Source organism: Candidatus Nitrospira neuquenensis, assembly GCF_979578155.1.
The window spans coordinates 33,847-53,851 of sequence record NZ_CEFZDU010000010.1 but is presented as its reverse complement, the minus strand read 5'-3'; the positions used below and the strand labels follow the sequence as shown (position 1 = coordinate 53,851).

At 72.5% G+C, this 20,005-nt stretch carries 17 protein-coding genes; all 17 read right to left on the bottom strand.

The features are described 5' to 3' along the window. Positions 1-15: 15 nt before the first annotated feature. The 17 genes from ftsZ to asnS all read right to left on the bottom strand — a co-directional run bounded on the left by ftsZ (position 16) and on the right by asnS (position 19,931). Positions 16-1,218, bottom strand: a complete 1,203-nt coding sequence (gene ftsZ / locus AC1U7O_RS04940; RefSeq protein WP_479893469.1) for a cell division protein FtsZ — start codon at positions 1,216-1,218, stop codon at positions 16-18. 225 nt (positions 1,219-1,443) lie between these two features. After that, positions 1,444-2,679, bottom strand: a complete 1,236-nt coding sequence (ftsA, locus tag AC1U7O_RS04935) for a cell division protein FtsA (protein WP_479893467.1) — start codon at positions 2,677-2,679, stop codon at positions 1,444-1,446. 16 nt (positions 2,680-2,695) lie between these two features. Beyond that, positions 2,696-3,520 (bottom strand): cell division protein FtsQ/DivIB, encoded by an 825-nt coding sequence (locus tag AC1U7O_RS04930; RefSeq protein ID WP_479893465.1) that lies wholly within the window; start codon positions 3,518-3,520, stop codon positions 2,696-2,698. After that, on the bottom strand, positions 3,517-4,590 hold the full coding sequence (locus tag AC1U7O_RS04925; RefSeq protein WP_479893463.1) for a D-alanine--D-alanine ligase: 1,074 nt from the start codon (positions 4,588-4,590) through the stop codon (positions 3,517-3,519). The genes AC1U7O_RS04930 and AC1U7O_RS04925 overlap by 4 nt, the downstream gene beginning before the upstream one ends. Positions 4,591-4,610: 20 nt before the next feature. After that, on the bottom strand, positions 4,611-5,573 hold the full coding sequence (gene murB / locus AC1U7O_RS04920) for a UDP-N-acetylmuramate dehydrogenase (RefSeq protein ID WP_479893462.1): 963 nt from the start codon (positions 5,571-5,573) through the stop codon (positions 4,611-4,613). Between the two features lie 14 nt (positions 5,574-5,587). Beyond that, positions 5,588-6,970, bottom strand: coding sequence for a UDP-N-acetylmuramate--L-alanine ligase (murC, locus tag AC1U7O_RS04915; RefSeq protein ID WP_479893499.1), 1,383 nt, complete (start codon positions 6,968-6,970; stop codon positions 5,588-5,590). A gap of 106 nt (positions 6,971-7,076) precedes the next feature. Continuing rightward, the gene (gene murG, locus AC1U7O_RS04910) at positions 7,077-8,174 is read right to left on the bottom strand and encodes an undecaprenyldiphospho-muramoylpentapeptide beta-N-acetylglucosaminyltransferase (protein WP_479893461.1); all 1,098 of its coding nucleotides are present in this window, start codon (positions 8,172-8,174) and stop codon (positions 7,077-7,079) included. Positions 8,175-8,182: 8 nt separating this feature from the next. Next, positions 8,183-9,397, bottom strand: coding sequence for a putative lipid II flippase FtsW (gene ftsW, locus AC1U7O_RS04905; protein WP_479893460.1), 1,215 nt, complete (start codon positions 9,395-9,397; stop codon positions 8,183-8,185). Positions 9,398-9,514: 117 nt separating this feature from the next. Then, positions 9,515-10,927 (bottom strand): UDP-N-acetylmuramoyl-L-alanine--D-glutamate ligase, encoded by a 1,413-nt coding sequence (gene murD / locus AC1U7O_RS04900; protein WP_479893459.1) that lies wholly within the window; start codon positions 10,925-10,927, stop codon positions 9,515-9,517. Between the two features lie 58 nt (positions 10,928-10,985). Beyond that, positions 10,986-12,062 (bottom strand): phospho-N-acetylmuramoyl-pentapeptide-transferase, encoded by a 1,077-nt coding sequence (mraY, locus tag AC1U7O_RS04895; protein ID WP_479893458.1) that lies wholly within the window; start codon positions 12,060-12,062, stop codon positions 10,986-10,988. Between the two features lie 108 nt (positions 12,063-12,170). Continuing rightward, positions 12,171-13,595: a UDP-N-acetylmuramoyl-tripeptide--D-alanyl-D-alanine ligase gene (locus AC1U7O_RS04890; RefSeq protein ID WP_479893457.1), complete on the bottom strand. Its 1,425-nt coding sequence runs from the start codon at positions 13,593-13,595 to the stop codon at positions 12,171-12,173. Positions 13,596-13,635: 40 nt separating this feature from the next. Then, entirely contained in the window at positions 13,636-13,848 is a 213-nt protein-coding gene (locus tag AC1U7O_RS04885) for a hypothetical protein (RefSeq protein ID WP_479893456.1), read from the bottom strand. A 16-nt stretch (positions 13,849-13,864) separates the two neighbouring features. Next, positions 13,865-15,364, bottom strand: a complete 1,500-nt coding sequence (locus AC1U7O_RS04880) for a UDP-N-acetylmuramoyl-L-alanyl-D-glutamate--2,6-diaminopimelate ligase (protein ID WP_479893455.1) — start codon at positions 15,362-15,364, stop codon at positions 13,865-13,867. Further along, positions 15,361-17,109 carry a peptidoglycan D,D-transpeptidase FtsI family protein gene (locus AC1U7O_RS04875; RefSeq protein ID WP_479893454.1) on the bottom strand — a complete coding sequence of 583 codons (1,749 nt, stop codon included), beginning with the start codon at positions 17,107-17,109 and terminating at the stop codon, positions 15,361-15,363. Before AC1U7O_RS04875 ends, AC1U7O_RS04880 begins: the two co-directional genes overlap by 4 nt. A gap of 1 nt (position 17,110) precedes the next feature. Then, entirely contained in the window at positions 17,111-17,458 is a 348-nt protein-coding gene (locus AC1U7O_RS04870; RefSeq protein WP_479893453.1) for a hypothetical protein, read from the bottom strand. Beyond that, a complete protein-coding gene (gene rsmH, locus AC1U7O_RS04865; protein ID WP_479893498.1) occupies positions 17,455-18,393 on the bottom strand; it encodes a 16S rRNA (cytosine(1402)-N(4))-methyltransferase RsmH in 939 nt (312 codons plus the stop codon). Before rsmH ends, AC1U7O_RS04870 begins: the two co-directional genes overlap by 4 nt. Positions 18,394-18,635: 242 nt before the next feature. Next, positions 18,636-19,931, bottom strand: a complete 1,296-nt coding sequence (asnS, locus tag AC1U7O_RS04860; protein ID WP_479893452.1) for an asparagine--tRNA ligase — start codon at positions 19,929-19,931, stop codon at positions 18,636-18,638. Positions 19,932-20,005 lie beyond the last annotated feature (74 nt).

The window sequence follows — 20,005 nt, the reverse complement described above, 5'->3', positions numbered from 1 at the left end:
TCACCGCTCCCCCCCTCACGCCTCCCGCTTGCGCAAGAACGTCGGTACGTCGAACTCGTCGTCGATGTCCAGTCGGAGCCGCTCCTGCATCGCGTGCGACGTGACGGGCCTGCGCGTGAAGGCGGGCCGGTCCAGATCCTTCTCGGTCAGGCACCCGTCCCCGCCGGCCCCCACGCCCGCGGGCACCGGCTGCGGCACGCTGGGCGCCGGCCGATCCCCGTACGTCCCACGATCCGGCAGACCGATCCGCGGCTGGGGCTCCTCCCGGTCGAAGCCGGTCGCGATGACCGTCACCACGATCTCGTCGGTCATGGCCGGGTTGATGACCTGGCCGACGATGATGTGGGCCTCCGGGTCCGCGGCCTTCTCGATGATCGAGGCCGCCTCGCCCACCTCGTGCAGCGAGAGGTTCGCCCCGCCGGTGATGTTCAACAGCACGCCGCGCGCGCCGCCCACGCTCCCCTCCTCCAGCAGGGGGCAGGACACGGCCTTCTCCGCCGCCTCGACCGCGCGGTTCGTCCCGCGCGAGACGCCCATGCCCATGACGGCGCGGCCCGTGTAGGTCATCACCGTCCGCACGTCGGCGAAGTCCACGTTCACGTGCCCCGTCGTCGTGATGACGTCGGCGATGCCCTGGATCGCCTGGCGCAGCACGTCGTCCGCGACCTTGAAGGCTTCCAAAAGCGGCATGGCCTTGTCCACGAGGCTCATGAGCTTCTGGTTGGGGATGACCAGGAGCGTGTCCACCTGCTTGCGCAGCTCCCGGACGCCCTCCTCGGCGTAGCTCATCCGCCGCCGTCCCTCGTACTGGAAGGGCTTGGTGACGACCCCGACCGTCAGGATGCCCAGCTCGCGGGCGATGCCGGCGACGACGGGCGCGGCGCCGGTCCCGGTCCCGCCGCCCATGCCCGCGGTGACGAAGACCATGTCCGCGCCCTCCAGCACCTCGCGGATCTGCACCTTGCTCTCCAGCGCGGCCTCCCTGCCGACCTCGGGCTTGGCGCCCGCGCCCAGCCCGCGGGTCCGCTCCAGCCCGAGCTGCACCTTGAAGGGCGCCCGCGCCTGGCCCAGGGCCTGCACGTCCGTGTTCGCCGCGATGAACTCGATCCGGTTGAGCCCCGCCGCGATCATCGTATTCACGGCGTTGCACCCCGCCCCGCCGACCCCGATCACCTTGATCGAGACCGGCATCACCTCATCGTCCTCGAAGGAATACATTGTGCCCCTCCCTCGTTGGGAAGCCTTCGGCTTCCGGTCTTCCGGCTCGTCGATCCGGCTCACCGTCGTCGCCCCGGCGGAAGCCGCGGCCCGGTCCGCGCACCGTGCGTGCGACCGAGGATCGGGCTCCGGCATTCGTCGGGATGACGTGCGCCCCCCGCCATCCCTCATCCGGGGCCCGCCCCGGAATGTCCCAATCCGGGGCCTGTTGCCCGACCGCCCTCGTTAGAAAAACTCGAACATCCACGTGCGCATCCGCTCCCAGACTCTTCCCAGCCGCCGGCCGCCCCGCGCGCCGACCGCCTCCAGGTCCTCGGCGTGCCGGCGGGCGTAGAGGATCAGGCCGACGCCCGTGGCGTACATCGGGTCATGGACGATGTCCCGCAGCCCGCCGACGCCGCTCGGCAGGCCACGGCGTACGGGCAGGTCCAGCACGCGCTCGCCCACTTCGACCATGCCGTCGAGCAGCGAGGTGCCGCCCGTGATCACCGCGCCGGCCGCGAGCATCCCCTCGTAGCCGGTCTTGACGATCTCCCGCCGGACCAGATCGAGCATCTCCTCCGCCCGCGAGTGGATGATCTCGGCCATCTGCCGCTTCGCCACGATGCGGGGCGGCCGCTCGCCCACGCTGGGCACCTCCACGGTTTCCTCGTCCGGCACCTGCGCGACCAGCGCCGTGCCGTGCCGGACCTTCAGCTTCTCCGCCTCGGCCTGCGGCGTGCGCAGCCCGATCGCCAGGTCGTTCGTCAGATGCAGCCCGCCGATCGGCAACACGGCCGTGTGCCGGATGCTCCCCTCCACGAAAATCGCCAGGTCCGTCGTGCCGCCGCCCAGGTCCACCATCACGACGCCGAGGTCCCGCTCCTCCGGCGTCAGCACCGCCTCGCTGGAGGCCAGGGGCTGCAACACGATCTCCTCCACGTCGAGGCCCGCCCCGTTGACGCTCTTGATGATGTTCTGCGCCGTGGTGTCCGCCCCCGTGATGATCTGCACCTCGACCTCCAGGCGTCCGCCCGACATCCCCAGCGGGTCGCGGATGGAGTCCTGGTCGTCCACCCTGAAGTCGCGCGGCAGCACATGCAGCACGCGCCGGCCCGGCTCGATGGGGGTCAGCGCCCGCGCCGCCTCGACCGCGTGCTGGATGTCGCCGGGGGTGACCTCCAGCTTCTTGAGCGCGACCACGCCCCTGGCGCTCCTGCCCGCGATGTGGCTGCCGGCGATGCCCGTGTACACCGAGTTGATCTGCACCGCCGCCATCAGCTCGGCGTCCTCGACCGCCTTCTTGATGGACTCGACCGTGCTCTCGATGTTGACGACCACCCCCTTGCGGAGGCCGCGCGACGGGCTGGACCCCACGCCGACGATGTCCACCCCCCCGTCCTCGGTCACCTGGGCGACCACGGCGACGACCTTGGTCGTCCCGATGTCCAGTCCCACCACGATCTGGTCCCGTTTGGCCACGGCTCGTCACCCCCTCTCAGCGAAGGATCACCTTGCCCGGATACTGCAGGTCGATTTCCTCGCCCTGGAGCGGCTCGTCGGCGCCCGCGCTGACGCGACGCGCCTGCTCCACCTGCCGGTACCGATCCCATTGGTCTTCGACCGACTCGGCCCCGAACCGGAACCGCCGGCCGTTGAAGTACGCGACCGGATGGTCGGGGTTCGTCACGTCCACCTCGGGACGCCCCTCGAAGGACCGGGCGAGCACGTCCGCCACCCGGACGCCCACCCGCACGGCCCGGCGCGCCGGCTCGTCCCCGTCGAGCAGCCGCCGCTGGTCCAAGCCGACGAGCACCGGCAGCGAGGAGCCGTCCTCGCCGGGCAGGACCTCCAGAAAGTGGCCGTCCTCGTCCACCGCCAGGGCGAGGCTCGCCGTCCGCACGATTGCCGCCGCGCGGCGCTCCGTGATGGACACCTCCAGCGTGTGGGGCGGCACGCGGCTGATCCGCGCCTCCTTCACCCAGGGATGGGCGAGCAGCCGCTTCTCCAGCTCCGCCGTCCGCACGGAGAGCAGCGTCGCGTCCTCGGGCAGGGCGAGCTGCTCCAGCACCTCCCCCCTCGTCAACTGGCTCAGCCCCTCGACCCGGACCTCCTGGACCTCGAACCACTCGGCGACCAGCGGCGCCGCGACGCGATACCCCTCCAGCCCGCCCCAGAGCAGCAGCCCGACCGCGGCCAGGCCGCCGACCAGCAGGACGAGCCGGCGGCCCCCGCCGCTCCGCCGGCGCGCCATCTTCGCCTTCATCCGTCCGCCCCAGTAGATGTCCGATTTCGGCCCCGCCTGCCGCCTCGTCCGCCTCATCCCCCACTCCCTGCGCGCGCCCGTGATCCCGTACCCGCCGCGCCGCGGCCGCCCGCCTTCCGCATCGCGACCTGCCGCGCGAGCGCCGAGGCCAGGATCCGCTCCGTGAGCTCGTCGTAGTCCAGGCCCGCCGCGGCCGCGGCCATGGGCAGCAGGCTCGTCTCCGTCATACCCGGCGTCGTGTTGAGCTCCAGCACGTAGGGCCGGCCCGCCGGCGTGACGCGAAAGTCCACCCGCGCCGCGCCCGCGCAGCCGACCAGCCCGTAGGCCCGCAGCGCCAGGTCCGCGAGCCGCTTCGCGAGCCCCGGCGCGATCGGCGCGGGGCAGAGGTAGCGCGTCCGCCCCTTCCGGTACTTGGCCGAGTAATCGTAGAACCCGCCGGGCGCGACGATCTCCACGGCCGGCAGCGCGACGGGCCCCGTCTTCCCGCCCAGCACCGACACCGTCAGCTCGCGGCCGGGAATATAGGCCTCCACCAGCGCCTCCGGGTCGAGCCGGTGCGCGCGGCGCAGAGCCGCAGCCCACTGATCCTTCGCGCGGACGATGCTCACCCCGATCGTCGAGCCTTCGCTCGCCGGCTTGACGACGACCGGCCGGCGAAGCCCCTCGGGCAGCGGCGGCACCGTCCCGCGCCCGAGCTCGCCCGCGCGCAGGACCGCGCCGTCCGGCACCGGGATGCCCTCCGCCGCCAGCAAGGCCTTGGCCGTCGGCTTGTGCATGGCGATCGCGCTCGCCCTCACGCCCGAGCCCGTGTAGGGGATGCCAAGGGTTTCGAGCAGGCCCTGGATCGTCCCGTCCTCGCCGCCCGGCCCGTGCAGCGCGACGAAAGCCAGCTCGACCCGCTCCGCCCGCAACCGACGCTCCAGCTCCGGCCCGACGTCGATCGCGACCGCCCGATAGCCGCGGCGGAGCAGCGCCCGATGGACCGCCCGGCCGGTCCGGAGCGACACCTCCCGCTCCGACGACCAGCCGCCCATCAACACACCGACCCGCGCCGTCGTCAGAGGGTTGGGACGCGGCAGCGGGTGTTGCGTGTTGAGTTGGGAGTGTCCGGTTTCGCGGATCTTCATGGACTCAACGCTCGCGGACCTCAGGGTCTCCCGACGATCTTCACCTCGAGCTCCAGCGTGACGCCGGTCCTCTCCTGCACCGCGCGGCCCACTTGCTTGATCAGCGCGATCACGTCCGCCGCCCGCGCCCGCCCCCGGTTCACGATGAAGTTCGCGTGGCGCTCGGACACCTGGGCGTCGCCGACCCGCGCGCCCTTGAGGCCGGCCTGCTCGATGAGACGCCCCGCCGGCTCGGCTCCCGGGTTCTTGAAGACACAGCCGGCGCTGGGCATCGTCAGCGGCTGGGTCGCCTTGCGGTAGCGCAGGTACTCCTTGACCACCCCCTGGATCTTCGTCCGGTCGCCGTGCTTCAGCTGGACCCACACGCCGACCACGACGCCGGGCGGGAGGTGGGCGCGTCGGTAGCTGAAGCGGATGGCCGAGGCCGGGCGGTCTTCGATCGCGCCGTTCCGGTCCAGGAACCGCACCGCGTGGACGACGTCCTTCATCTCCCCCAGGCGCGTGCCGGCGTTCATCACCAGGCAGCCGCCGACCGTGCCCGGAATCCCGGCCGCCCATTCCAGCCCGGCGAGCGAGCGGGCGGCCGCGTGGCCCATCAAGGTCGGCATCCCGACCCCGGCCTCGGCGTAGACCAGCCCGGCGCCCTCGTCCCTGATCCGGTTCAGCCTCGACAGGCTCACGACCACCCCGCGGATGCCCCCGTCGCGCACGAGGAGGTTCGTGCCCCCGATCACGAAGAGGGGGACGCGCGCCGCGCGCGCCTGCACGACCAGCCGCGCCAGGTCCGTCTCGGAGGCCGGGCGGACCAGGACGTCCGCCGGCCCGCCGATGCGGAAGGAGGTGTGGTCCGCGAGCGGGGCGCCGAACCGGACGTCCCCGCGCACGCCGGCCACGACGGCCTCCAGGGTGTCGCGGGGAACCCCGCCCCCCGATCTCCGTCCGGCCGCCGCGCGGCCGCCCGCGCGCCCTCCGGCCTGCCGCATGACCAGCCCTCCGCTCACAACGACTCCAACAGCTCCGGTCCCGCCTTCCAGATGTCGCCCGCGCCCAGCGTCAGGACGAGGTCGCCCGGCCGCAGGGCCGGCCGCACGCGCCCGGCGAGCTGGTCGCGCTGCGGCACGAAGCTCACCGCCGGATGGCCCGCCGCCCGCACGGCCTCGGCCAGCCGCTCGCCGGTCACGCCGGGGATCGGCGTCTCGCCCGCCGGGTAGATCTCCGTGATGAAGACCTCATCGGCGTCGGCGAAGGCCCGCGCGAAGTCCTCGAGCAGGTCGCGCGTCCGCGTGTAGCGGTGCGGCTGGAAGAGAACCACGAGCCGCCGCTCCCAGCCGGCCTTCGCCGCGGCCAGCGTCGCCCGGATCTCCGTCGGATGGTGCCCGTAGTCGTCCACGACCAGGACGCCGCCCTTCTCGCCCCGTTTCTGGAACCGCCGCTCGACCCCGGCGAAGCCGGCCAGGCCGCGCCGGATCAGGTCCAGCGGCACCTCCAGCTCCATCCCGATCGCGAGCGCCGCGAGGGCGTTGGCGACGTTGTGGACGCCCGGCGTGGAGAGGCGGAACGGCCCCAGGCTCTTCCCCCGGTAGAAGGCGCGGAACTCCGACGCCCCGGGCTTGAGCTCGATGTCCGTCGCCTTGAAGTCCGGCGCGGGACCGCCCGGCGGGTCCGTGAGACCGTAGGTCTGGTATCGCTTGACCACCCGCGGCAGCAGCCGCCGCAACCGCTCGTCGTCCGCGCAGAGGACGGCCAGGCCGTAGAAGGGGATGCGGTTGACGAACTCCAGGAACGCCTCCTCCAGCCGCTCCATCGTCGCGTAGTGGTCCAGGTGCTCCCGGTCGATGTTCGTCACGGCGACGATCGTCGGCGAGAGCTTGAGGAACGAGCCGTCGCTCTCGTCCGCCTCCGCCACCAGCAGCTCGCCGCGGCCCAGCCGCGCGTGGCTCCCGAGCGCGTTCACCTTCCCGCCGATCACCATCGTCGGGTCCAGCCCCGCCTCCCCGAGCACGGCCGCGACCATCGAGGTCGTCGTCGTCTTCCCGTGCGCGCCGGCGATCGCGATCCCGTACTTGAGCCGCATCAGCTCCGCCAGCATCTCGGCGCGCGGGATCACCGGCACGACGCGCGCTTTCGCCGCGACCACCTCCGGGTTGGTCGGCGAGACGGCCGAGGAGATCACGACCACCTGCGCCTCCCCGATGTTGGAGGCGTGGTGGCCGATGAAGATCTTCCCGCCCAGCTCCCGCAGACGCCGGACCGTGTCGGACTCGTGGAGGTCCGAGCCGGTCACCCGGTAGCCGAGCGTGAGCAGCACCTCGGCGATGCCGCTCATCCCCGCCCCGCCGATCCCGACCAGATGGATGTGTTGGATCTTCCGGAATCGCATGCCCCTCACCTCGACCCGGCCGGCGGGGCGATCCTGTCGCCCCACCGGCGGCCGTTCGAGCACCGCCTGCCCGTCGCCCATCGGTCAGCCTCCCTCGCGTGGGTTGTCAGCGACCGGCCCTCCCGCTCCGCACCAGGGCCAGGCAATCCCGCACGATGACCTCCGCCGAGTCCGGACGGCCGAGCGCGCGGCTCCGCGCCGCCATGGCCCGGAGGCGCGGCTCATCGCCCAGCAGCTCCCGCACCGTCCGCCCCAGGACCGCCCCCGTCGTCTCCCGCTGGAGCAGGACCACCGCCGCGCCGGCCGCCTCGACCGCGCGCGCGTTGCGCTCCTGGTGGTCGTGGATCGCCCCGGGCAGCGGGATCAGGATCGCCGGCTTGCCGCAGACGGCCAGCTCGGCCAGGCTCACCGCGCCCGCCCGCGCGAGCACGAGGTCGGCCGCTCGGAGCACGGACGGCATGTCGTAGAAGAACGGCGCGACTTCCACCCGGAAGCCGCCCGCCTCGTAGGCCCGCCGGACGGACGCCTCGTCGGCCTCGCCGGTCTGGTGGATGACCCTGAGCCGCGCCCGCCAGTCCCCGAGCTCGGCCAGCGCCTCGACCATGAGCCGGTTGATCGCCCGCGCCCCCTGACTCCCGCCGAAGACGAGCAGCGTCTTCTCCCTCTCTCCCGGCAACCGGTCGCTTGCGACCTGCCGTTCGCCTTCTTCAGAGAACTCCCTCCGCACCGGCGTTCCCGTCACCAGCGTCTTCCGGGGATCGAACCAGGCGGCGGCCGCCTCGGTCGCGAGGTACACGCGGTCGGCCAGCGGCGCGAGCGCCCGGTTCGCGACGCCGGGGATCGCGTTCGGCTCCAGCAACGCCCGCGGCACGCCCAGCAGAGCCGCCGCCGCCAGGACCGGCGGACTCGTGTAGCCGCCGATGCCAACGGCCAGCTCCGCCTCCCGCTCGCGCAGGAGCCGCCGGGCCTGGCCGATCGCCCGCGGCAGCGCGAGCAGCCCCGCCAGCGCCCCGACCGCGCCGCGCCCCATGACCGGCTTCGCGTCGATCATCGCCAGCTCGAACCCCTCGCGCGGCAGGACCTTCGACTCGATCCCCCGCGCCGTCCCGATGAAGAGCACCGAGGAGCCCGGCGCCTGCCGGAGCAGCTCCCGCGCCAGCGACAGGCCGGGGTAGAGGTGCCCGCCGGTGCCGCCGGCCGCCATCACGACCCTCATCGCCGCAGCGGGCCGCCCGCCTTCCCGACCGCGTAGACCGGCGCCGGCCGGCCGCCCTGGCGGTCGCGGGAGACGCTCAGCAGCATCCCGACCGCCAGCAGGGTCACGAGCAGCGAGGAGCCGCCATAGCTGACGAGCGGGAGCGTGAGCCCCTTGGTCGGGAGCAGCCCGGTCACGACGCCGGCGTTGATCAGGGCCTGGCCGCCGATCAGCAGCGTGATGCCCGCCGCCAGGTGCCGGCCGAACGGCTCGCGCGCCCGCCCCGCGATCTGGAACCCCCGGATCACCAGGGCCGCGAACAGGAGCAGGATCGCCCCCGCGCCCAGCAGCCCCAACTCTTCGCCGACGAGCGCCAGCACGAAGTCCGTGTGCGCCTCCGGGAGGAAGTAGAGCTTCTGCTTGCCCTCGCCCAGGCCCACGCCGGTGATCCCGCCACTGCCCAGGGCCATGAAGGACTGGGTCACCTGGAAGCCCGCGCCCTCCGGGTCCTCCCACGGCGAGAGGAAGGTCATCAGCCGCCGCATCCGGTAGGGCGAGCCGAGGACGAAGGCCGCCAGCACCGGGAGCGCGGCGCAGGCGAGCGCCGCGAGGTGCGCAAGCCGCGCCCCGGCCAGGAACAGAAGGCCGAGCGTCACGATGCCGACCACCACGAGCGTGCCCAGGTCCTTCTCCAGCACGACCAGCCCGGCCAGCAGGCCGATCACGACCAGCGGCGGGAGCAGCCCGCGTACGCCCTCCCTGATCCGCGCCTCCCTGCCGGCCAGGTAGGTGGCCAGGTAGATCACCGCGGCGAGCTTGGCCACCTCCGCCGGCTGCACCGAGATCGGACCGAACCGCAGCCACCGGCGCGCGCCCTTGACCACCGCGCCGACGCCGGGCACGAGCACGAGGACGAGGAGCGCGACCGTGACCGCGAGCACGGGGATCGCGGCGCGGCGCCAGACCAAGTAGTCCACGCGCGAGGCCAGGTGCATGAGCAGGAACCCGAAGACCAGCCACGCCATCTGCCGCTTCAGGAAGTAGCTCGCATCGTGGTAGCGGTTGTCGGCCACGACGGCGCTCGCGCTGAACACCATCACGAGCCCCACCAGCGCCAGGACGACCGTCATCGTCAGGAGGCCGTAGTCCGCGGAGGGGCGCGGCCGCCCCCTCCCCGGCCAGGTCGGCCAGGGAAGCGTCAGCGTCCCCGCCTGCACCGCCCTACGCGCCATGTCCGCCTTCGCGAAACCCGGGGGGTGAAACGTCGGGGGGGAGTCTCTCGCCGCCCCCGACTCCCATCGCTCCCTTCACCCCCGCCCCCTCACCCCTCATCCCTCACTCCTTACCCTTCACGGCAATTCGTGTACGAGCTGCTTGAACTGCCGGCCGCGGTCCTGGTAGTCGGCGAACATGTCGAAGCTCGCGCAGGCCGGCGAGAGCAGGACCACGTCGCCCGGCTCCGCCTCCGCCGCGGCCCGCGCCACCGCCTCGCGGAGGCTGCCGGCCTCGACCAGCCGGTCGAACGACCCCATCGCCGCCTTGATGAGCGGCGCCGCCTCCCCGATCAGGATCAGCCGCTTGACCCGCCGCGCGATCGCCTCCCGGAGTTTGGAGAAGTCGCCGCCCTTGTCCCGGCCGCCCGCGATGAGGAGCAGCGGGGCCTCGAAGCTCTCCAGGGCCTTGAGCGTCGCGTCCACGTTCGTCCCCTTCGAGTCGTTGACGTAGCGGACCCCGCGGCGCTCCCGCACCAGCTCCAGCGCGTGCTCCAGGCCGGGGAAGGTCCGGAGCGCCCCGCGGATCGCCTCGACGGGCCAGCCCGCCGCCAGGCCGATCGCCGAGGCCGCCGTCGCGTTGGCGAGGTTGTGCCCCCCGATCAGCCGCAGCTCGCCGGTCGCGACCACCTCGACCGGCGGGCCGCCCAGGGCCGCGACGATCTTGCCGCCCTCCAGCCAGGCGCCCGCCTCTTCGGGCCGACGCAGGGCGCGCCAGCAACTGAAGCCCAGGCGGCGGGACCGGAGCCCCCGCCCCATCGCCGCCACCCGGCCGTCGTCCAGGTTCAGCACCGCCGTGTCGCTGGCCGTCTGGTTCATGAAGATGCGCGCCTTGGCCGCCACGTAGTCGTCGAGCGCCTCGTACCGGTCCAGGTGGTCCGGCGTGACGTTCAGCACGGCCGCGACCGCCGGCCGGAACCGCTCGATCGTCTCCAACTGAAAGCTCGACACCTCGGCCACGACCACGTCATAGGGCGAGACGCCGGGCGCCGCGCTCCGCCGATGCTCCCAGGTCGCCCGGGCCGCCTCGCAGAGGGCACGGCCGATGTTGCCGCCGACGAAGGCCCGCCGCCCGGCCCGCTCGGCCATCAGGCCCAGCAGGGTCACGGTCGTGCTCTTGCCGTTGGTACCCGTCACCGCGAGCACCGGCGCGGCCAGGAACCGGAAGGCCAGCTCCAGTTCCCCGATCACCGTCGCGCCGCGCGCACGGGCCGCCCGGACCATCGGCAGGCCGACCGGGACGCCGGGGCTCACGACGACGACCTCCGCCCCCTCCAGCGCCGCCTCGTAGGCGGGACCGACCCGGACCGCGACGGCCTTCCGGTCGAGCTGGGCCAGCATCGGCCCGAGCTGGGCTTCCTCCTTGGCGTCGGCCACGGTCACCCGCGCCCCCACCGCGACGAGCAGCCGCGCCGCCGCCACGCCGCTGCGCGCGAGGCCGACGACGGTCACCCGCCTGTCCCTGAATTCCTCCCCCGGCTCCCGTTCCATCGTCTGCAACCATCGGCACTCAGCCGTCAGCCCTCGGTCCACTCACCGCTCCACAGGTTCACCTCAGCTTCAGCGTGCTCAGGCTCAGCAGCGCGAGCAGGATGGCGATGATCCAGAGCCGCACGACGACCTTGGGCTCCTCCCACCCCTTCATCTCGAAGTGGTGGTGGATGGGCGCCATCAGGAAGATCCGCTTGCCCCGCGACTTGTAGGAGGCCACCTGGAAGATCACCGAGATCGCCTCGATGACGAAGACCCCGCCGACGAGCAGCAGCAGCAGCTCGTGCTTGCTGGCGACGGCCACGGTCCCGAGCGCCGCGCCGAGGGGCAGCGAGCCTACGTCCCCCATGAACACGGAGGCCGGATAGGTGTTGAACCAGAGGAACCCCAGGCTCGCGCCGAAGATCGCCGCGGTGAAGACCGCCAGCTCGCCCGCCCCCTCGATGTAGGGAATCAGCAGGTAGTCGGACATGATCTTGTTGCCGACGACGTAGGCGACGATCGTATAGGCCAGCGCGGCGATCATCACCGGTCCCACGGCCAGGCCGTCGAGCCCGTCGGTCAGGTTCACGGCGTTGGAGGCGCCGACGATGACCAGGATCGCGAAGGGGATGTAGAAGGCGCTCAGGTCCGGCATGAAGTTCTTGAAGAAGGGCACGCTCAGCTTGGTCGAGTAGCCGGGCAGGTAATAGAAGAAGACGCCCAGCGCGAGCGCGACGAGCAATTGCGCGAGGAACTTCTGCTTGGCCGAGAGCCCCCTGGACTGGCCCTTCACGAACTTGAGGTAGTCGTCCGCGAACCCGATCGCCCCGAAGCCCACCGTGGCGGTCGCCACCAGCCAGACGTACCGGTTCGTGATGTCGGCCCAGAGCAGGGTCGAGAGCAGCACGGCGAACAGGATCAGGAGCCCGCCCATCGTCGGGGTGCCGCTCTTGGTCAGGTGGGTCTTGGGGCCGTCTTCCCGGATGTGCTGGCCGAGCCGGATCTCCTGCAGCTTGCGGATCAGCGGCGGCGCCAGGACGAAGGCGATGAGGAACGCCGTCACCGCCGCGTAGATGATCCGGAAGCTCAGGTAGCGGAAGACGTTGAAGATCGAGAACTCGGTGTGCAGGGGGTAGAGCAGTAGATAGAGCATTCAACACCCGGATGCGCGTCGAGCGTGGAATCGTGCGTGTTGAGTTGTCACGGTTCCTCCCCCCAACTCAACGCTGAACACTCGACACGCACGCCTCCCCCTCCCCGATCACTTCGCCTTCCCCGCGAGCGCCTCGACCACCCGCTCCAGCTTCATCCCCCGGGAGGCCTTCACGAGCACCGTGTCGCCGCGCCGGACCAGGCCGCGGACCAGCGTCGCCGCCCCCGCCGCGTCCGCCACCTCGGACACCCGCTCCGCCGGCAGCCCCGCCGCCCGCGCCCCCTGCGCCAGCTTGCGGCCCAGGAGCCCGCAGGCGACCAGGTGCGAGACGTCGCGGCCCGCGAGGTGGGCGCCGACCTCCCGATGCCAGGCCTCCGAACCCGGCCCGAGCTCCAGCATGTCGCCCAGGACGGCGATGCTGCGGCCGCCGCGGGCCAGCTCGGCCAGGAGGTCGATCGCGGCCTTCATCGAGGCCGGGTTCGCGTTGTAGCAGTCGTTGATGATCCGAACGCCGCCCGCCATGAGCATCTGCGTCCGCTGGGGCGCGGCCCGGACCCGCCCCAGCCCGCGGGCGATGGCCGCCCCGCCGACGCCGAGCGCGTGGCCGATCGCGGCGGCCGCGAGCGCGTTGGCGACGTTGTGGACCCCGGGCAGGCGCAGCGTCACCGGGATCGTCCTGGCGCGGCCGGGGAGCGTGAGCTGGAACCGCGCGCCCTCCGGCGCCTGGACCAGGTCGCTCGCTCGGACCTCGGCCGCCGGGCCGAACCCGAAGGGCAGGACGCGGCAGCGGGCCCGGGAGGCCAGGTACTCGAAGAAGGGATCGTCCGCGTTCAGCGCCACCACCCCGCCCGGGGGCAGGAAGTCCAGCAGCTCGCCCTTCGCCCGGGCCGAGCCCTCCAGGCCGCCGAAGAACTCCAGGTGGTCCGGCCCGATGTTCGTGATGAGCCCGGCGGTCGGCCGCGCGATCTCGCAGAGGCGCGTCGTCTGGCCCCGGCGGTCCACGCCCATCTCCACGACCGCCGCGCCGTGTCGGGAGGTCAGGCGCAGGAGCGTCAGCGGGACGCCGATCCGGTTGTTCAGGTTGCCCTCGGTCTTGAGCAGGGGGCCTCGCTCGGCCAGCACCGTCGCGACCATCTCCTTGGTCGTCGTCTTGCCGTTGCTCCCGGTGACGGCGATCACGGGGATCGCGAAGCGGCCCCGGTGGTGGGCCGCGAGCGCCTGGAGGGCGAGCAGGCTGTCCGGGACGAGCACGAGGAAGGGCTCGGCGGCCGCCCGGCCCCCGCGCCGCGCGCCGGCCGCCGGCGCCGGGACCGCCCGCTGCACGAGCGCGCCGGCCGCGCCGCCCGCGAGCGCCGCGCCGACGAAGTCGTGCCCGTCGAACGTCTCGCCCCGCAAGGCCACGAAGAGGTCGCCGCGCCGGACGTCCCGCGAGTCGGTCGTGACGCGCGTGACGCCCGTCCGGCCGTCGGCCGCCCCCGCGAGGAGCCGGCCGCCCGTCACTTCCAGGATCTCTTCGACCGTGAACAGCGCCATGTCCCAGATCGAGCGACGCTCGACGCCCGACGCCGCCGGGTCAGCGAGACACGCCTTGAGCCCCACAGATCTCCCCCCGCACCGCCGAGTACCGCGCCTTGACGCGGCCGAGCGCCGCCCCGATGGTTTCGCCGGGCTGGACCGCGAAGGTCGTGCCCGTTTCCGGGTCCAGGCAGAGGACCAGGGGCCCGCCCGGGTCCCCCCGCTGCACGCCGTGGACCGTGACGCCCGCGAGCCGCTCGAGATCCGTCATCGTCCCGCTCCCTCCCTCAGGCCGGACGGCGCAGCCGCAGGATGGCCTCCCGCGCGACCTCGCGATCGTCGAAGGGCAGCCGCTGCGCGCCGATGATCTGGTAGTCCTCGTGGCCCTTGCCCGCGATCAGCACCATGTCGCCCGGCCCGGCCAGGCCGACCGCCGCCTCGATCGCCCGCCGACGGTCGGGGATGACCTCGTAGGGCACGGCGACGCCCGCCTCGCGTACCCCCGCTTCCACCTCCCGCAGGATCTCTAGCGGGTCCTCGCTGCGCGGGTTGTCGGAGGTCAGCACGAGGAAGTCGCTCCGCAGCGCGGCGGCCCGCCCCATCCGGGGGCGCTTGCCGCGGTCCCGGCCTCCGCCGCAGCCGAAGACCGTGATGACCCGGCCCGTCTTGAGCGCCTGCGCGGCCTCCAGCAGGCGGACCAGCGCGTCCTCCGTGTGGGCGTAGTCCACGACGACGGTGAACTGCTGCCCCGCCTCGACGCGCTCGAAGCGGCCGGGGACGTTCGCGACGCCCCGCAGGCCGGCCCGGATCGCCTCCGGCGAGAGCCCTTCGTGGAGCCCGACGCCGATCGCCGCGAGCAGGTTCGAGACGTTGTGCCGGCCGACGAGGCGGCTCTCGATCGGGAAAGTCCCGTGCGGCGTCGCGCAGGTGAAGCGGGAGCCGGCGAGCGAGAGGCGCAGGTCCGTCGCGCGCAGGTCCGCGGGCGCGTCGATGCCGAAGGTCCAGACCGGCACGGCGCTCGCCGCGCAGACCAGCGGGCCGCGCGGGTCGTCCGCGTTGACGAGGGCGCGCTTGGGCCGGCGCTTCGTCGCGCGCGCGCCGAGCCCGGTGAAGAGCGTGAGCTTGGCCCGGAAGTAGTCCTCCATGTCCCGATGAAAATCCAGGTGGTCCTGCGTCAGGTTCGTGAAGATCGCCACGTCGAACTCGCAGCCGGCGACCCGATCGAGCGCCAGCGCGTGGGAGGAGACCTCCATCACCGCCGTATCGAGCCCCGCCTCGACCATCCGTCCCAGCAGCGCCTGCAATTCGGCGGCGCCGGGGGTGGTGTGTGAGGCGGCGATCCGCTCCGCGCCGATCTGGTAGGCGACGGTGCCGATGAGGCCCACGCGCCGCCCGGCCGACTCCAGGAGCGCCCGGCACAGATAGGTGATCGTGGTCTTGCCGTTGGTCCCCGTCACGCCCACCATGGTCAGGCGCGACGAGGGGTCGCCGCGCAGCCGCCCCGCGAGCAGGCCGACCGCGCGCCGCGAATCGTCCACGCGCACCACCGGGACCTGGCGCGCGCCGGGCGGGGGGGTCCAGGGCTCCTGCACGACGACCGCCGCGGCGCCCGCGGCGGCGGCGGCGGACAGGAAAGCATGGCCGTCGGCCCGGCCGCCCTTGACGGCGACGAACAGGCTGCCCGGCCCCACCCGCCGGGAGTCATCGGTCACGTCGGTCACCTCGACGTTGAGGTCCCCCCGCCGCTCCAGCACCGTCACCGGTTCGATCAGCTCCGCCAGGGTCATAGGCCCGCTGCGAGCGGCGCGACCGCCGGCCCGCGCGGCGCGACCGCCACCTTGATCGGCTCCTGCGGCGTCACGCCCAGGTAGGGCAGCGCCTGCTCGGCGATCTTCCTGAAGACCGGCGCGGCCACCAGCCCGCCCCAGCCCTCGTTCTGCGGCTCGTCGATCGTCACGACGATCGCCAGCCGCGGGTCCTCCACCGGCACGAAGCCGACGAAGGAGCCGACGAGGAGGGTGGAGGAGTAGGCGCCGGTGGTCGGGTCGATCTTCTGGGCCGTGCCGGTCTTGCCCGCGGTGCGGAAGCCGGGGACCGCCGCCTTGGTGCCGGTCCCTTGGGTCACCACCCCCTCCAGCAGATGCGCAAGCGTCATCGCCGCCTGCGGCGAGATGGGCCGGCGCCGCACCTGCGGCTCCGTCCGGGCGACGACGCGCCCCTCGGCATCCCTGATCTCCGACACGAGGAAGGGGCGCATCAGCCAGCCGCCGTTCGCCACGGCCGCGACGGCGGTCACGAGCTGGAGCGGCGTCACCCCGACCTCCTGCCCGATGGCGATGGAGGCGAGCGAGCGGCGCCCCCAGTCGCGGGGCGCCTTGAGCAGCCCGGTCGCCTCGCCGGGGAGGTCGATCTCGGTCTTTTGGCCGAAGCCGAAGGCGGTGAGGTAGCGGAACAGCCGCTCCTCGCCGAGCGCCTGCGCGGTCTTGACCGCCCCGATGTTGCTCGACTTCTGGATGACCTGGGCGAAGGTGATCCAGCCGGCCTTCTCGTGATCGTGGATGACCGTGTTGGCGACGGTCATGGCGCCGTTCTCGGCGTAGATCAGCGAGCCCGGCGCCATCACATGCTCCTCGAGCGCCGCGGCGGCGACGAACACCTTCATCGTGGACCCCGGCTCGTAGGCGTCGGTGACGGCGCGGTTCCGCAGCCGGTCCGCCGCCGCACCAGCGACGGCGTTCGGGTCGAAACGGTGGCTCAGGGCCATGGCCAGGATCGCGCCGGTCCGCGGCTCCATCACGACGACGACCCCGCCCTTGGCGCGGCTCGCGGCGACCGCCTCGTCCAGCTCCTTCTCCGCGATATACTGGATGACCTCGTCGATCGTCAGCACGAGCGTGCGGCCGGCCTCCGGCGCGCGGTCGGTCAGGTCCGTGGGGAAGACGGGGCGGCCCAGGGCGTCGCGCTGCAGCACGATCTCCGTCTTCTCGCCCCGGAGATGGGCGTCGTAGCGGCGCTCGATCCCCTCCAGGCCGTTCCCGTCCATCCCCGCGAACCCGAGCACGTGCGAGAGCAGCGTCCCCTTGGGATAGAAGCGGCGCCCCTCCATCACCGTGCCGATGCCCTCGATCGAGAGCGTCTCCAAGCGGCGGCCCTGCTCCGGATCGAGCTTGCGCGCGAGCCAAACGAAGCTGCGGTCCATCCGCAGCTTGCGCTCGATGTCCGCCGCCTTGACCGGCAGGACCCGGGCGAGGTCCCGGGCGACCGCCGCGGGATTCCCCAGGGAGGTCGGCACGCCGAACACGGAGGGCACCTGCATGTTGGCGGCGAGCACCTTGCCCCGACGGTCCAGGATCGCGCCCCGCGCGCCCTCCAGCGCGACGGTCTTCCGGTGCTGCCGCTCGGCCTTGGCGGTCAGCTCCGCCGCATCGAGCACCTGGAGCGTGAAGAGCCGGCAGAGGACCACGAGGAAGCCGGCCATCAGGACCAGCCCCGCGAAGGCCCGTCGGCCACGGTAGGGGTCGCCCTTCTCCATCCTAATCGCCCTTCGCCGCGGGGGGCGGCGTGTCGTTTTTGGCCAGCCGGATCTCCTCGCGGCCCCTGCCGCCCGCCGGCCGCGCCTCGCGGTCCAGCTTGACCATGACCACCTGACCCTGCGCCGGCGGCCCCATCGCCAGCTTCTCCGCGGCCGCACGCGCGAGCCGCTCCGGGGAGGTCAGGGCCGAGACCTTGAGCCGCAGCTCGTCCCGGTCCCGGAGGAGCTTGGTCCGCTGATGCTTGAGCTGCTCGATCCGGTACCCGACGCTCACCAAGTCCGCCCGCTCCCAGACATAGCCGAGCGTGAGCACAAGGCCGATCGCGATCGCCGCGCCGAAGGTGTTCATGCCGCCCTCCGCGCGGGCAGCCGCTCGGCCACCCGCATCTTGGCGCTCCGGGCACGCGGGTTCTCACCGCATTCGCGCTCCGAGGGCGTCACCGGTTTCTTGGTCAAGGACCGCAGGCGGGGCTCCGGCCCGCCGGCCATGGCGCGGATCGCCTGCTTGGCGATCCGATCTTCGAGCGAATGGAAGGCGATGACGCAGAGGCGGCCGCCCGGCGCCAGCAGGTCCGCCGCATCGCGGAGCGCGCCCTCCAGGGACTCCAATTCGCGATTGATCGCGATGCGGAGGGCCTGGAAGGTCCTGGTGGCGCAATGGAGGCGGCCGTGGCGGTAGGCCCCGGGCACGGCCGAGCGGATCACAGACACCAGCTCGAACGTGGTGCGAAGTGGGGCGGTCGCGCGCGCCGCGACGATGGCGCGAGCGATCCGGCGCGAGAACCGCTCTTCCCCGTAGTGATAGAGGAGGTCGGCTAGCTCCCGCTCGGGCAGGCCGTTGACCAGGTCCGCGGCGGTGCGCGGCTCGCGCCGGTCCATGCGCATGTCGAGCGGGCCGTCCTGGGAGAAGCTGAAGCCACGCTCCGCGCTGTCGAGCTGCGGGGAGGAGACGCCGAGGTCGAAGAGGATGCCGTCCACGGCCGGCAGGCCCACCGAGCCCAGATGCTCCCGCAGCCCGCTGAAATTTCCGCCGATCAAGCGCACCCTCTCACCGAACCGGCGCAATCGCTCACCCGTCGCCCTGATCGCATCCTCGTCGCGGTCGATCCCGACGAGCAGGCCGTCGGGGCCGATCACTTCCAGGATCCGCTCCGCATGCCCGCCCCGCCCGACCGTGCAATCCACATAGCGCCCGCCGGGCCGGCAGGCCAGCCAGGCCACCACTTCGTCGAGCAACACCGGGACATGACCGTTTCCCGTGAGTTTCCGCCCAGTTTCATTGATTCCCACTTTTTCCCACTTTTGTGCAGGAGTATACAGTCTCCGCGCGGCATGTCAACAAAAATCTTCTGGCCCCGTGCAAATTTAGGACGACTTTCGCCCTGTGGGTCGAGCGGCGGGCCCGCTGTCCGGTCCGGCGGCGTGGGCGGTGGCCCGCGCTTCGGGGACAGCCGAGAGAAGGACGCTGTCGGGGATGGGGCATGGTCGCGACCCCGCCGATCAGGGACGTCGCGTGGGGCGAACGGTTACGGGTAGAGCCGGTACAACATGCGCGGGAAGGGGATGGTTTCTCGCACGTGGTCCAGCCCGCAGATCCAGGCCACGGCCCGCTCGATCCCCATGCCGAAGCCCGCGTGGGGCACGGAGCCGTACCGGCGGAGGTCCAGGTACCAGCGGAAGGCCTCCTCGGGCAGCTTGTGCTCGCGGATGCGCGCGAGCAGCCGGTCGTGCTCGTGCATGCGCTGGCCGCCGCCGATGATCTCGCCGTAGCCCTCGGGGGCCAGCACGTCCATGCAGAGCGCCAGGTCCGGCCGCTCCGGGTCGCTCTGCATGTAGAAGGCCTTGACGGCCGTGGGATAGCGGTGCACGATGACCGGCCGGTCGAACTGGTTCGAGAGCAGCGTTTCCTCGTCGCCGCCGAAGTCGTCGCCCGGTTGCATGGGGTTCCCCCGGCGGCGCAGCAGCGCCACCGCCTCCTCGTAGGTGACGCGGGGAAAGGGCGGGACGACACGCTCCAGCTTGGTCACGTCCCGCTCCAGCACCGCCAGCTCCGCGCGCCGCGCCTCCAGCACCCGCCCGACGATATGACACAGGAACTGCTCGGCCAGCGCCATCACGTCCTCCAGCTCGGCGAAGGCGACCTCCGGCTCCACCATCCAGAACTCCATCAGATGCCGCCGCGTCTTGGACTTCTCCGCCCGGAAGGTCGGGCCGAAGCAGTAGACCTTGCCGAAGGCCGCCGCCGTGGCCTCGCTGTAGAGCTGGCCGCTCTGCGTCAGGTAGGCCGTCTCGTCGAAGTACTGGGTCTGGAACAGGGTGGTCGTGCCCTCGCAGGCGTTGGGCGTGAAGATCGGCGCGTCCACCAGCACGAAGCCCCGCTCGTCGAAGAAATCGCGGCAGGCGCGGATGACCTCGTGCCGGATGCGGAGGATCGCGTGCTGGCGGCCGGAGCGAAGCCAGAGGTGCCGGTGCTCCATCAGGAAGCCGACGCCGTGCTCCTTGGGCTGGATCGGAAAGGGCTCGGCGATCTGGAGTACGCGGATCGTCGCGACGTCGAGCTCGTAGCCGCCCGGTGCACGGGCCTCCCAGCGGGCGCGACCGGTCAGGACCAGGGACGACTCCTGCGTGAGCTGCGCGGCCCGGGCGAAGGCCTCCTCCCCGACCGCAGCCTTGCTGACGACGGCCTGGAGGTCGCCCGTCCCGTCCCGCACGACGAGGAACTGGATCTTGCCGCCGGCGCGCCGGTGCCGCAGCCAGCCGCGGATCGTCACCTCCTCGCCGGCATGGCGGGCGATCTCCTCGATGTAGACGACGGGCGGCATGCCTGATTCCGGGCGGGCTCGACGACCGACGCGGCCAGCCTAGCCGATCCGCCGCCGGCAATGCAAGGGAGCCT